General features: G+C 71.1%; 13 protein-coding genes. 3 read left to right on the top strand and 10 right to left on the bottom strand.

From position 1 onward, the window contains the following. Positions 1-4: 4 nt before the first annotated feature. The 8 genes from ACZ6N8_RS08245 to ACZ6N8_RS08210 all read right to left on the bottom strand — a co-directional run bounded on the left by ACZ6N8_RS08245 (position 5) and on the right by ACZ6N8_RS08210 (position 8,164). Entirely contained in the window at positions 5-1,132 is a 1,128-nt protein-coding gene (locus ACZ6N8_RS08245; protein WP_466008528.1) for an ABC transporter permease, read from the bottom strand. After that, positions 1,129-2,637: a sugar ABC transporter ATP-binding protein gene (locus tag ACZ6N8_RS08240; RefSeq protein WP_466009142.1), complete on the bottom strand. Its 1,509-nt coding sequence runs from the start codon at positions 2,635-2,637 to the stop codon at positions 1,129-1,131. Before ACZ6N8_RS08240 ends, ACZ6N8_RS08245 begins: the two co-directional genes overlap by 4 nt. A 198-nt stretch (positions 2,638-2,835) precedes the next feature. Further along, positions 2,836-4,014 (bottom strand): ROK family protein, encoded by a 1,179-nt coding sequence (locus ACZ6N8_RS08235; RefSeq protein ID WP_466008526.1) that lies wholly within the window; start codon positions 4,012-4,014, stop codon positions 2,836-2,838. Positions 4,015-4,272: 258 nt separating this feature from the next. Next, positions 4,273-5,298 carry a YihY/virulence factor BrkB family protein gene (locus ACZ6N8_RS08230; protein ID WP_466008524.1) on the bottom strand — a complete coding sequence of 342 codons (1,026 nt, stop codon included), beginning with the start codon at positions 5,296-5,298 and terminating at the stop codon, positions 4,273-4,275. A gap of 68 nt (positions 5,299-5,366) precedes the next feature. Then, positions 5,367-6,176 (bottom strand): ABC transporter permease, encoded by an 810-nt coding sequence (locus ACZ6N8_RS08225; RefSeq protein ID WP_364362321.1) that lies wholly within the window; start codon positions 6,174-6,176, stop codon positions 5,367-5,369. Between the two features lie 9 nt (positions 6,177-6,185). Continuing rightward, a complete protein-coding gene (locus ACZ6N8_RS08220; RefSeq protein ID WP_466008522.1) occupies positions 6,186-6,977 on the bottom strand; it encodes an ABC transporter permease in 792 nt (263 codons plus the stop codon). Positions 6,978-7,193: 216 nt separating this feature from the next. After that, the gene (locus ACZ6N8_RS08215) at positions 7,194-7,385 is read right to left on the bottom strand and encodes a DUF397 domain-containing protein (protein ID WP_466008520.1); all 192 of its coding nucleotides are present in this window, start codon (positions 7,383-7,385) and stop codon (positions 7,194-7,196) included. Then, positions 7,376-8,164 (bottom strand): helix-turn-helix domain-containing protein, encoded by a 789-nt coding sequence (locus tag ACZ6N8_RS08210; RefSeq protein WP_466008518.1) that lies wholly within the window; start codon positions 8,162-8,164, stop codon positions 7,376-7,378. The genes ACZ6N8_RS08215 and ACZ6N8_RS08210 overlap by 10 nt, the downstream gene beginning before the upstream one ends. A gap of 252 nt (positions 8,165-8,416) precedes the next feature. Here ACZ6N8_RS08210 and ACZ6N8_RS08205 point away from each other — a divergent pair, with 252 nt between their 5' ends. Continuing rightward, positions 8,417-8,644 (top strand): flavin reductase, encoded by a 228-nt coding sequence (locus tag ACZ6N8_RS08205; protein ID WP_466008516.1) that lies wholly within the window; start codon positions 8,417-8,419, stop codon positions 8,642-8,644. Between the two features lie 5 nt (positions 8,645-8,649). On the opposite strand, the gene ACZ6N8_RS08200 is transcribed toward ACZ6N8_RS08205, so the two are convergent. Beyond that, the gene (locus ACZ6N8_RS08200) at positions 8,650-9,582 is read right to left on the bottom strand and encodes an ABC transporter ATP-binding protein (protein WP_466008514.1); all 933 of its coding nucleotides are present in this window, start codon (positions 9,580-9,582) and stop codon (positions 8,650-8,652) included. A 132-nt stretch (positions 9,583-9,714) separates the two neighbouring features. Between ACZ6N8_RS08200 and ACZ6N8_RS08195 the strand changes: the two genes are divergently transcribed. Then, positions 9,715-11,958 carry a TRAP transporter permease gene (locus ACZ6N8_RS08195; RefSeq protein WP_466008513.1) on the top strand — a complete coding sequence of 748 codons (2,244 nt, stop codon included), beginning with the start codon at positions 9,715-9,717 and terminating at the stop codon, positions 11,956-11,958. Beyond that, the gene (locus ACZ6N8_RS08190; protein ID WP_466008511.1) at positions 11,955-12,974 is read left to right on the top strand and encodes a TAXI family TRAP transporter solute-binding subunit; all 1,020 of its coding nucleotides are present in this window, start codon (positions 11,955-11,957) and stop codon (positions 12,972-12,974) included. The genes ACZ6N8_RS08195 and ACZ6N8_RS08190 overlap by 4 nt, the downstream gene beginning before the upstream one ends. A gap of 7 nt (positions 12,975-12,981) precedes the next feature. Here the strand turns inward: ACZ6N8_RS08190 and ACZ6N8_RS08185 are convergent, their stop codons facing one another. Then, positions 12,982-13,515 carry a hypothetical protein gene (locus ACZ6N8_RS08185; protein ID WP_364362316.1) on the bottom strand — a complete coding sequence of 178 codons (534 nt, stop codon included), beginning with the start codon at positions 13,513-13,515 and terminating at the stop codon, positions 12,982-12,984.

Below are 13,515 nucleotides of genomic sequence, written 5' to 3'. Positions count from 1 at the left end.
TGCGTCAGGTTGCGGTGGTGACCCTGTTCCGCGCGAGGAGCCGAGTGACTGACTTGAACTGGAACTGCTGGACCAGGACGGCGGCGACGATGATGCCGCCCTTGACCATGTTCTGCGCCTCGATGGAGAGGCCGTTGATGGCGAAGAGGTTCGTGATCGTGGCGAAGATGATGACGCCGAGCAGCGAGCCGATGATGGTGCCCCGGCCACCGCTGAGCAGCGTCCCGCCGATGATCGCGGCGGCGATCGCGTCCAACTCGTAGAGGTTGGCCATCGCCGCCTGCGCCGAGGTGGCCTGCGAGGTGAGCATGATGGCGGCGATGCCGCAGCAGAGACCCGAGAGCGCGTACAGCAGCATGGTGTGCCGGCGGACGTTGATGCCGGCCAGCCGCGCGGCCTCCGGGTTGCCGCCGACGGCGATGGTCCGCCGGCCGAACGTCGTGCGGTTGAGCAGGACCCAGCCGGCCAGCACCACCGCGCCGAGGATGTAGACGAGGATCGGAATCCCGAGCACCTTGCGGGCGGCGATGTCGTTGATGACGGTGCTGCTGGACACCTGGGTCTGCTTGTTGGAGATCGACGCCGCGAGGCCGCGGGCGGCCACCAGCATCGCGAGCGTCGCGATGAACGGCACCAACCGGCCGTACGAGATGAGCACGCCGTTGACCAGGCCGACGCAGATGCCGACGACGAGCGCCGTGAAGATCATGCCGCCGGCGCCGTAGCTCTGCGTGGCCACCGTGGTGCACCAGACGCCGGCCAGCGCGACGATCGCCCCGACCGACAGGTCGATGCCACCGCCGATGATCACGAAGGTCATGCCGACCGTGACCACGCCGACGACGGAGGCGAGTTGCAGGATGGCCAGGACGTTGTTCCACACCCAGGTCGGGTCGCCGTAGAGGTCCGGTTTGGTGACCGCGCCGACCACGATGAGCGCGGCCAGCACACCGATCAGACCGAGGTTGCGCTTGGCGCCGTCGCCGCCGTCCCCCCGCCACCAGGAGAGCCGGCCCGTGCCCGCCGCCTTGTCACTGGCCACCGCCGTCTCCGCCGGGTCCACAGGCGGCGACTGCGCCGGAAGCTGCGGGCGCTCCGGTGTCGCGGTGGGAGTGGGAGTCGCGTCGCTCATGCCGGTGCGCCTTCCATCAGGGACCCCGCCATCACGAGGTCGAGCACGGTGTTCTCGTCGAGTTCGCCGGCCGCGGCCTCGCGGACGACCCGTCCTTCCCGCATCACCAGCACCCGGTCGGCCAGGCCCAGCACCTCGGGGACCTCGCTGGAGACCAGCAGCACCCCGACGCCCTGGGCGGCAAGCGAGCGGATGACCTGGTACAGCTCAGCCCGGGCACCCACGTCCACACCCCGGGTGGGTTCGTCGAGCAGCAGCAACTTGGTGCCGCCGAGCAGCCACCGCCCGACCACCACCTTCTGCTGGTTGCCGCCGGAGAGGGTGCGCACCGGCCGGTCGACGTCCCGGGGCCGCAGCTCCAGGCTCTCGGCGATCCGGTCCGCCTCGGCGCGTTCCTTGGCGGCGTCGGTGAAGCCGAGCCGCGCGTACCTGCCGAAGGTGGCAAGCGTGACGTTGCGGTAGATCGGCTCGCCGAGCAGCAGCGCCTGACTCTTGCGTTCCTCAGGAGCCATTCCCATGCCGGCCCGCACCGCGGCACCGACGCCGGGACGCAGCACCCGCCCCTCCATCCGCACCGAGCCGGCCTCCGGGAGGCGGGCACCGTAGATGGTCTCCAGCAGCTCGGACCGGCCGGAGCCGACCAGGCCGGCGATGCCGACGATCTCCCCGGCGCGGACGTTGAGCGACACGTCGGCGAACTCGCCGGCGCGGGTCAGCCCCTGCACCTCGAGCAGATCGGCACCGGCGCCGTCGTCGGTGGGGCGGTCCGGGAAGACGTACTCGATGGTCCGGCCGGTCATCCGGCTGACCAGGTCGCGGGTCGGGGTGTCGCGCGCCGGCAGGTTCGCCGCGGTGGTCCGGCCGTCCTTGAGTACGGTGACCCGGTCGCCGATCTCGCGGATCTCCTCCAGCCGGTGGGAGATGTAGATGACGGCGATGCCCTGCGCGGTCAGCTCCCGGATGATCCGGAACAGGTTGCCCACCTCGTCGTGCGCCAGCACCGCGCTCGGCTCGTCCATGATGATCAGTCGGGCCTCGTGCGACAGCGCCCGGGCCATGCTGACGATCTGCTTGCCGGCCGCCGGCAGCGACCGGACCATCCGTCCGGGCGGGATCTCGCCGTGGCCGAGCCGGGCCAGGATCTGCCGCGTCTGCCGGGCCATCCGACCCCGCCTGACGAACCCGAACCTGCGGTGCTCGTGACCGAGGAAGGCGTTCTCCGCCACCGAGAGGTCCTCGACCAGGTCGAGCTCCTGGTAGATGGTGGCGATACCGGCCTTCATGGCGGCCTGCGGGTTGGTGAAGGTGACCGGCTCACCGCGCCACTCCACCTGCCCGGAATCCGGCTGGTGCACGCCGGACAGCACCTTGATCAGGGTGGACTTGCCGGCGCCGTTCTGACCCAGCAGGCAGTGCACCTCGCCGGCGCGCACCTCGAGCTGCACACCGTCCAGGGCGCGTACGCCGGGGAAGGTCTTGACCAGGTCGGTGAGGCGCAGGACCACCTCGCCCGCGACGGTGTCGGGGGGAGCTTCGACAAGCGGCGCCTCGACGCCGGCCTCGGCCGACTCGGTGGCGGCGGTCTCCTCGGGCAGGGCCACTGTCTCCTCCTCGCTCACGGTGCTTGTCCGGCTCGCGACTGCGGGGCTCGCAAACCCGGCTCACTCCTCGCGCTCACGGTTGTCTGTGTGTCGGTGGCAGCATCAGGAGGCCTCCCCGAAGGCGACGTCACTGGCGAGCACGGCCGCGCCGGCGACCCCTGCCCGACCGCCCAACTCGGACAGCACGACTGGCAGGTTGCCTGTGGCAAGTGGCAGCGACCGGCGGTAGACCACGCTGCGGATCTCGGCGAGCAGGATGTGCCCGAGCTGGGCCAGCCCGCCGCCGATCACGATCATCGACGGGTTGGTGAAGCTGACCAGGCCGGCGAGGACACCGCCGACCCGTCGTCCGCCGTCGCGGATGAGCTGGATGCATGTCACGTCGCCCTCGACGGCGCCCTCGGCGACGTCCAGGGCGGTGACGACGCCACGCTGGGTCAGCCGCTCGGCCAGCGCCGGCGACGCGCCACTGCGCGCGGCGGCGGTGGCGTCCTTGGCCAGCGCCGCGCCGCTGAACAGCGCCTCCAGGCAGCCGATGTTGCCGCAGGAGCACATCGGGCCGTGCGAGTCGACCTGGATGTGGCCGATGTCCCCGGCACAGCCGTCGGTGCCCCGGTAGACCTCGCCGGTGAGGTAGATGCCGCAGCCGATGCCGGTGCCGATCTTCACGAAGAGGAAGTCGTCCACCGAGTGGGCGACGCCGCCGTGGCGCTCACCGATCGCCATGATGTTGACGTCGTTGTCGACCACCGCCGGGCAGCCGTGCTCCCGGCTGAGCAGCTCGCGCACCGGGAACCGGTCCCAGCCCGGCATGATCGGCGGCGAGACCGGGACGCCGTCGCGGAAGCTGACCGGCCCGGGTACGCCGATGCCCACCGCGTCCAACCGCTCGTACGTCCCGTCGACCCGGGCCTTGTGCAGCAACTCGTTCACCCGTTGCAGGGTGACCTTCGGGCCGTTGCGGATGTCGGCGGGCTCGGCGTAGTGCGCGACCGGTTCGAGGCGGCCGTTCACCACCTCGACGTCCATCGAGCTGGCGCCCAGGTCGACGGCGGCGAAGCGCAGGTTCGGGTTCAGTTCGACGAGGGTGGAGCGACGTCCACCCCGGGAGGCGGCGAGGCCGGCCTCGGCGACGTACCCCAGCGCGACGAGGCGGTCCAGCTCGGCCAGCAGCCGGGGCCGCGGCATCTGGAGTCGGTCGCCCAGTTCGGCCCGGGACACGGCCCCTTCGTCGCGAAGCAGCCGCAACAGGCGGACGTGCAGGGGGTCGACGGTCCGCACCGGGACTCACCTCATCATCGAACTCGTTCACATCGACGTCATGCAGATGTGTTGTGTCCGACACAGTAGGAGCGTTCCGCACCGCCTGTCCAGAGCTTCAACCGTTCTGTTCCCAACTTTTGTCCGAAAGAACAAAAGCTACTAGTCGATCTAGGAAAGGATCACGGGGCGCCCGCGCCCGCTCGCATGCAGTTCCATCGACGGACACGAAAACGCCCCCGCCAGCGGTTCTCCGGTGGCGGGGGCGGTCCGTTCCTGTCAGTGACTGCCTGCGGCGTTGCGCTTCTTGCGGAGCTTGCGGTCGTCGCGCAGCTCGACGTACGGCTCGTCGTCGACCGAGTGGCCGGCCGAGATGGCCCGGCTGCGCTCCAGCTCCGCGTCGAACTCGGCGCCCAGCAGGATCGCGATGTTGCTCAACCAGAGCCAGATCAAGAAGATGATCACGCCGGCCAGCGCCCCGTACGTCTTGTTGTACGAGCCGAAGTTGCTCACGTAGAAGGCGAACAGAGCGGAGATCACCAGCCAGATCACCACGGCCAGCACACCGCCCGGGCTGACCCAGCGGAACCCGCCGTGCCGGGCGTTCGGCGAGGCCCAGTAGAGGATCGCGAACATCAGGCTGACCAGGATCAGCAGCACCGGCCACTTCGCGATGTCCCACACCGTGACTGCCGTCGAGCCGAGGCCGACCACATCCCCCACGGCCTCGGCGAGACGGCCGGTGAAGACCACGATCACCGCGCTGACCAGCAGCAGCACCCCGATCACCGCGGTCACGCCCAGCCGGATCGGCAGCGTCTTCCAGATCGGCCGGCCCTCCGGCACGTCGTAGATGGTGTTCGAGGCACGCATGAACGCGCCGATGTAGCCGGAGGCGGACCAGAACGCTGCAACCACACCGATGATCGCCGCGATGCTGGCCAGGCCGCCGTTGTCCTGTGCCGTGCCGATCGCGTCGTTGATGATCTTCTGGATGCTGTCGTTGGGCACCGCCTGGTTGACGGTGTCCCGGACGCCGTTCGTGGCGCTCTCGCCCAGCAGCCCGAGGATGGAGATCAGCACCAGCAGGCCAGGGAAGATCGACAGCACGCCGTAGTAGGTGAGCGCCGCCGCCCAGTCGGTCAGGCTGTCGTCCTGGAACTCGGTGACGGTACGGCGAAGCGCCGCCTTCCACCCGCTGCCGGGCAGGTCGGTCGGGCTGTCCGGTCCCGCGTCGGGCCCGACCGGCGCGCTCGCGTCGGCGCGTTCACGCTCCCGGTGGGCGGAAGTCTCGTCCGAGGCCATCGCCCCTCCTCGTCATCGGTGGTGGTGTGTCACCTCCGACATGCCCCACCAGCGGCGGCGCGTAACCCCTACGGGTAGAGCAACCTGCCCATCCTCCGCGACGCGACAAGCAGGCCGACCGCCATCATCGCCACCAGGTAGAGCACGTCGAGCAGCCACGCCCACCCCCCGACACCGAGGGTGACGCCACGGATCAGGTGCACCGCCCGGTACAGCGGGGTGACCTCGACCAGCCAGTGCAGAAGCGTCGGGTACGCCTGCGCCGGCACGAACGTGCCGGAGAAGAGGAACAGGGTGAACTGGGCCGAACCCAACAGGTCGAAATCCTGCCAGCTGCGCATCAGGGTGGCCACCGCCATGCCGAGCGCGCCGAACGCGAACCCGACGAGCACCGCCGCCGGCAGAGCCGTCAACGCCCGGGTCACGGTGGTCAGGTCGAACGCCACCATCACCGCCAGGAACGCCGCCGAGTAGGCGCTGCCCCGCAGCATCGCCCACCCCAGCTCGCCGAGGGCGATCTCGAACGGGCGTACCGGGGTGGCGATCACCCCGTCGTACAGCTTCATGTACTTCATCTTGCCGAAGAAATTGAATGTGGTCTCCGCGAGCGCCCCGGTCATCGCCGACGAGGCGAGCATCGCCGGAGCCACGAACTCCGGGTACGACACGAGACGGCCGTCGGGCAGCGGCAGGTCACCGACCAGCGCCCCGACACCCACCCCGATGGAGAGCAGGTAGAGCAGCGGCTCCACGAAGCCGGAGAGCAGCAGCAGCCAGTAGACCGACTTCAGCGCCGCGACGTTGCGTTCGACAACCGACACCGACCGTCGGGACGCGGCGGAGACGTCGACCAGCCGGGGCAGGACCAACGTGAGCACGAACCCTCCCTAGACGACGAGCCGGCGACGGAACGCACGCAGCGCCAGCAGCCACCCGGCGACCGCCCAGGCGGACAGGTAGAGCAGGTGCCCGACGATCGACCACTGCGGTGCGACGCCGAGAGTGGCGGCCCGGCACAGGTCGACGGCGTGCCACAGCGGCGTCGCGTACGCCAGCCAGCGCAACGCCTCGGGCAGCGACTCGACCGGGAAGAACACCCCGGCGAACAGCGTCATCGGGATGACCGCGAACCGGAACAGCATCGCCAGCCAACTGTCGCTGGACACCGCAGCCGCGTACGCGAAGGTGGGCGCGGCCACGGCCAGCCCGAGCAGCGCCACCACCGGCAGGGTGGCCACCGCCCACGGCGACGGCAACGCCCCGAACAGGGCGGTGACAAGCAGGAACGCCGCGATCGTGGTGAGCACCCGGAAGAGCACGAACGCCAGGTGACCGGCCAGGATGTCACCGACCCGCAGCGGCGACGCGCCCTGCGCGAAGTAGGTCTTGACCCACCGGAAGTTGCTGAACACCGGCCAGGTCGAGTCGCCCACGGTCACCTGGAGCGCGGTCGAGGCGATCAGCCCAGGGACCAGCCAGTCCAGATATCGCACCCCGCCGACGCCCTGGTCGATGTACGAGCCGACGCCGAGCCCGAAGCCGAGCACCGTCAACACCGGCAGCAGGAACGAGGAGAACACCCCCGCCCGCCAGGTGCGCCGCAGACCGACCAGGTAGTGCTCGAACACCGCGTACGCCGGCACCCAGGGACCACGTGCCCGGATCGCCGCACCCACCATGACCACCCCCGTCCCCGACCTTCCTACCCCCGGGGTACGACAGGCCGCCGGCCACCCTACGACGACCCTGTCGACGCGTCGCCCGGGTTTCGGCGGGGGCGCGCGCCGTGCAGACGCCACATCGGCGATCTGCCGGCATCCCACCGCCTGGACACGCCCACATCGGCGATCTGGAGTGGATCAACGGGAAGGGCGGGGCGCAGGCGTCCCGCCGACCTACCGGCGGACGGAATCCGACCCGACGAACGCGCGCCACGCCTCAGCCGCGAAGACCAGCACCGGGCCGGCCGGATCCTTCGAGTCACGGACGGCAACGACGCCCGGAAGATTGTCGGCAACCTCCACACAGTTGCCGCCGTCCGGACCGCTACGGATGCTCTTGCGCCACCGGGCGCCAATCAGATCCATGTCTCCGCCACTTCCGCCATCAGATCGAGGGACTGCCTCTGCGATAGTGCCTCACCGCGAATGGACTCCCACACCTCGATCATCTGGCCAACGTACTCGGCGCGGTCGATGACCTGCCCGTGGCGCTGGCCAGCGAGGTAGACGAGATCCTCGCCCTGCGGCGCACTGGCGATCACAAAAGGCCCCCCGAGCCCAGCGTAGGCACCGGCAGGGGTCGGCACTACCTGGATTCGGACCCTGGGGAACGCAGAACCGAGCTTCACGAGATGCTGAACCTGCTCACGCATGATGTCCGGTCCGCCCACGGCACGACGCAACACATGTTCGTCGATCACGACGGTGAGCAGCGGGGGCCGGTCACGGGTGAGCAGCCCCCGACGGTCCAGACGGGTCGCCACCTGCTGCTCGACCTCGTCCGCCGCGAACAGACCGCCACCCGTCAGCAGCGCGCGGGCGTACCCCTCCGTCTGCAACAGACCTGGCACACACAGCGGCTCGAACCAGCGCAGGGCTGTGGCCTCCTGTTCGATGCCGGCCCAGTCGCGGAACCACGGCACCACGGCCTCCCGGCTGATCCGCCGCTGGACGCGTTCGAACCGCCCGTCGGCCGCGAACACGGCGTCACACCGGCGCGCGAAGTCGAGGCTCGGCCGCCGTTCGGAGGTCTCCACCTTTGCGACAAGTGCCCCCGAGTAGCTCAACGCCTCGGCCAGCGCCGCCTGTGACATGCCGCTGGCGGCGCGGGCCAGTCGCAGCTCCTCCGCGAAGTGCTCAAGCATGGACGAACTCTCCACGGACAGCCTCCGTACATCTTCGTACCGTCCCGGGCCGATCGCCGTACGCGCCTGTCGTCGGCGCGCGGGATCTCCCACCGTAGTCAGGTCCTCAGCAGACTGTCACGCAGCGGGACCGCTCACGGGATCGGACGGCGGGCGGAACCAGGCCGGGAGCGCCCCGTGACCCCCGACACGGGGCGCTCCCACCCACCCCGGAGGACTCGCCCTGCCGGCTCACCACCACGGGAGGCATTGATGCCCCGCTACCGCCCACACGTCGCGGCCCGCCCGTCCTGGCGCTGCCGGGTGTGCGGCGCCGCGTGGCCCTGCTCGCCGGCTCGGTTGGCGCTGCTCGGCGAGTACCGCGAGAACCGGACCGGCCTGCTGATCTACCTCGCCACGCTGCTCGACGAGGCGGCCGGGGACCTCACCGACCACGACCGGCTGGCCGAGCGCTTTCTCACCTGGGCCAGAGCCCGGTGAACCGGTCAGTCGACGAGGGTGCGGCCGGTCAGGTGCAGGAAGACGTCCTCCAGGCCGCTGCGCCGCACCAGCACGTTCGCCGGGTTGAGCCCCGACGCGGAGACCTCGGCGACCGCCGCGTCGCCGTCGGGCACGTAGAGCAGCACCCGGTCGGGCAGCACCTCCACCCGCTCCCCCAGCCCGTCCAGCTTGTCGGCGAACGGCTCCTGCGACTCGGCGGCGAAGCGCAGCTCGACCACCTCGCGGGTGGAGTGCCGCTCGATGAGCGCCCGGGGTGAGCCCTCGGCCGCGATCCGCCCGCCGTCCATCACCACCAGCCGGTCGCAGAGCTGCTCGGCCTCGTCCATGTAGTGCGTGGTGAGCACAAGCGTGACGCCCTGCTGCTTGAGCCGGAACAGCCGCTCCCACACCAGGTGCCTCGCCTGCGGATCCAGGCCTGTGGTCGGCTCGTCGAGCAGCACGATCTCCGGATCGTTGACAAGCGCCCGGGCGATTGTCAGGCGGCGCTTCATCCCGCCGGAGAGCGGCTCGACCCTGCTGTCGGCGCGTTCGCTGAGCTGGACGAAGTCGAGCAGCTCGTCGGCCCGCTCCCGGGCCGCGCGGCGCGAGATGCCGAAGTAGCGGGCGTACACCGTCAGGTTCTCCCGGACGGTCAGCTCCGGATCGAGATTGTCCAACTGCGGGCACACGCCGAGCCGGGCGCGGATCGCCGGCCCGTCAACCACCGGATCCATGCCCAGGATGCGCAGCTCACCGCCGGTCGGCGGGGAGATGCAGCCGACCATCCGCATGGTGGAGGACTTGCCGGCGCCGTTGGGCCCGAGGAAACCGAAGGCCTCACCGGCGTGCACCTCGACGTCGATGCCGTCCACGGCCGTGAAGTCGCCGAACCGCTTCACCAGCCCTCGCGCCTGAATCAGTGGTCGCCCCGAAGTCACCGCCCGACCCTAACCGCCGGGTCCGACACCCCTCCACGCGAATACGCGGGTACGACGCCGGGCCGCGAGGCGCGGCGCCGAAACACCGATCACTGCCCCACCGGCCGACCGATCGACGTGTATCGTCCCTCTGTGCCGCCCATCAGCTCGCCCGATGGCCCGTCTTCACCTGCCCGACCAGCCAACTCTCCCAGCGGCGACCCCGACGCGGGCGCCGACGGCGCACCACCCCGACCCCGCGCGACACCCGAGCCGCTCGGGGCCGACCCGAGCGAACGCCGCGACGACGACCACCGCTCGGCCGCCGAGCGGGCGACGCAGGACCTGGCCGCCCAGTTCGAGGACGAGAAGCCCGGCCGCGTGCTGTCCGGCCCGGCGGGGCTGCTCCTCACGGCGGCGGCGCTGGCGGTCGGCGCCCTAGCCCTCTGGCAGGTGTTCCGCCCCCTGTCGCAGGGCAGCAAGTATTACCTGATCATCTTCCTGGCCGGCGTACTCCCGCTTGTCTTCCTCGCCTACCCGGCGGACCTGCGGCTGCCCGCCCGCCTGCGCGCCCGACGGTCCGATGGGGACCGCTCCGACGCGCTGCCGGCGTCGACGCGACCCACAGTGCCGGACTGGGTCCTGGTCGCCCTCGCGGTGGCCGCCTGCCTCTACCCCGTCCTGCCGATCCCCCTGGGCGACGGCGGCGGGGGCTACAACGCCTTCCTCGACCGGCAGGGCCTGCTGGCGCCGACGGATCTGGTGTTCGGCACCGTCCTGCTGCTCCTGCTGCTCGAAGCGTGCCGGCGCACCACCGGCTGGATCCTGCCGGCGGTCTGCCTGCTGTTCCTCGGGTACGGCTACTACGGTGGCCTGCTGCCGCAGTCCTGGCCGGTCGCCCACGCCGGGCTCGACTTCAGTCAACTTGTCGACGCGTTCTACAACTCCGACAGCGGCTTCTACGGCACCCCGCTGGACGTGGCCGCCTCGTACATCGTGCTGTTCACCATCTACGGCGCGGTGCTGGAGCTGTCCGGGGCCGGTCGGTTCTTCGTCGAGCTGTCGGCCGCCGCGTTCCGCCGCTCGCGTACCGCCGCCGGTCGCACGGCTGTCGCCTCCGGCTTCCTGCTCGGCACCGTCTCCGGCTCCGGCGCGGCGACGACCGTGAGCATCGGCGCGGTCACCTGGCCGCTGCTGCGCCGCGCCGGCTACCCCCCGGAGCGCGCCGGTGGCATGCTGGCCGCCGCCGGGGTCGGCGCGATCCTCTCGCCACCCACCCTGGGCGCGGCGGCGTTCATCATCGCCGAGTACCTGAACGTCTCCTACCTCCAGGTGCTGGGCTGGGCCACCGTGCCGACGGTTCTCTACTACCTCGGGATCCTGCTCTCCGTGGAGATCGACGCCCGCCGCTCGGGCGTACGGCCAGTGGTGATCGACGTCGGGTCGCCGTGGCGCATGGTGGCCCGGTTCGGCTACCACTTCGCCTCGCTGATCGCCATCGTCGTGTTCCTCGCCGTGGGCATGTCCGCGACGAGGGCTGTCGTCTTCGCCACGGTCCTGGCCGCCGCACTGTCCTTCCTGGACCGTACCCACCGGCTCACCCCGGCCCGGCTGGTGACCGCGCTCGTCACAGGCGTACGCGGGGTGCTCGCGGTCACCGCCGTCTGCGCCGCCGCCGGCATCATCACGGCCACCACCACGAAGACCGGCCTCGGGCCGCAGGCGGCGGCGCTGCTGGTCGGCGGGGCGAAGGCCGCCACCTCGGACCCGACCCTGGTGCTGGTGCTCACCGCGCTGCTCGCGGCCGTCGCCCTCAGCCTGCTGGGCCTGGCCGTGCCGGTCACCGCCTCGTTCGTGATCGGCTGGGTGATCGTCGGACCGGCCCTTCTCGACCTCGGGGTGACCGCGCCCGCCGTGGCGATGTTCGTCTTCTACTTCGCGGTGCTGTCCGAGGTGTCCCCACCGACCGCGCTCGCCTCGGTGGCCGCCGCCGCCGTCACCGGCGGCCGGCTGGTGCCGACCATGTGGCAGACCCTGCGGTACGCGCTGCCGGCGTACCTCACCCCGATCGCCTTCGTCATCACCCCTGCCGGGCTGGGGCTGCTCGGCATCGGCGGCGTCCAACGGATCGCCGTCGCCGCCGTGGTGACCGCCCTCAGCGTCGCCGTGCTCGCCGTCGCCGCCGGCGGTTGGCTGCCCGGTGTCGGTCCCGCCGGCCCACCGGAGCGCGTGCTCGGCGTCCTCGCCGGCGTCACCCTGCTCTGGCTCGAACCCGTCCCGGTCACGGTAGGCGTCGCGCTGGCCGCCGTCGCGGCGGCGGGTGTCGTCGCCCGACGCGCTTCCGCACGCCGGCCGCCAGTCGGATCACCAGCAAGTCCCGTGGAGGAGAAACTGTGAGACGAATCGACGTACGGCTCGCTGCCGGCCTGAGCGTGCTCGCCCTCGCCACGACCGGCGTCGCCGGCTGTGGAGGCCAGCAGGGCGGCGCGGCCACTGACGACGCGTCAAGCGAGGTCACCTGCGAGGTGGGCCAGCCGACCCGGGTCGGCATCGCCACCGGCAACGCGACAGGCGTCTACTACCCGATCGGCAACGCCCTGGCCGGGCAGTTGTCCGGGGCGACCGGTGGCAAGCTCACCGGCACGGCCGCCGAGACCGGGGCCTCCGTGCAGAACGTCGAACAGCTCGTCGGTGGCCAGTACGATGTGGCGTTCTCGCTGTTCGACACGGCTGTCAACGCGGTCGAGGGCAAGGACAACTTCACCGCGCCACAGCCGGTCGAGGCGCTGGCGCGCATCTACGACAACTACACGCAGGTGGTGGTCCGCAAGGATTCCGGGATCACCTCGGTCGCCGGGATGCGCGGCAAGCGGATCTCCACAGGCTCCCCGAAGTCCGGCACCGAGGTGATCGCCAACCGGCTGCTGGAGGCCGCCGGTCTCAACCCCGCCAAGGACGTACGGGCGCAGCGGCTCGACCTGACCAAGACGGTCGAGGGCATCAAGGACGGCAGTGTCGACGGGTTCTTCTGGTCCGGGGGCCTGCCCACCGGCGGCCTGACCGACCTGTTCACCACAGCCGGTGACACCGTGACGTTCGTCGACCTCGCGTCCCTGCTGCCGAAGATGGCCGCGCTGAGCCCCGGCTACCAGGCCGGCACGATCGGGCGGGACGTGTACCGGACGGCGACCGACACCCCCACCATCGTCGTGCCGAACGTGCTGCTGGTCCGCAGGGACCTGGACGCCAACGTCGCCTGCGCGATCACCCGGACGCTGTTCGAGAAGCGCGACGTCCTGGCCCAGGCCAACCCGGCCGCCAAGGGGATCTCGCTGGAAAGGGCCCGCAGGACCCTCCCGGTGCCGCTGCACCGGGGCGCCGACAAGGCGTTGAGGGATCTGGGCGCGAACTGACGGCCGGTCAGTCGACAGGCGCGGTCGCCGCGCGGGCCACGCCGACAAGGCGATCGGTCTCGGCGAGCAGGGTGTCGTCGTCCACAGGGGTGCCGGGGTCGAGCCGGACGGTCCACGTCAGGCCGTCGACCCCGGCCACCCGCCGGGCCGCGACCCGCGCCGCGCCGCCGGGCAGCCGCTGGTGTTCGGTGTACGCGACCGAGCGGGTCACCCGGGCCCGCACCTGGTGCGGCAGCTCACCCGGGTCGAGCAGCAGGTACGTCTCGGCGGGACCGTCGGTCACCAGCGCGTAGCCGTCGCGCTCGGCGACCGGCTCGGCGGGCGTGACAGTCAACTCCCTACCGGACCACACCGCCTTGAGGATGTCGTGCCAGCCGAGACGGTGACCCCGGCCGGGCAGCCACAGCCCGAGGTTGCTGGCCACGACCACCCCGTCGCCCTCGCCGTTGCCCACCGCGGCCCACGCGAGCACCCGCTCGTCGGCGGCCAGCGGCGGCCGGTCGGCCGGGGGCAGTTTCGGCTTGCGGCTGAACAGTCCCAT

The organism is Micromonospora sp. NPDC047521, from assembly GCF_055587305.1.
Note: the sequence above shows the minus strand (reverse complement) of the source record. Positions and strands in the feature narration are given on the sequence as shown.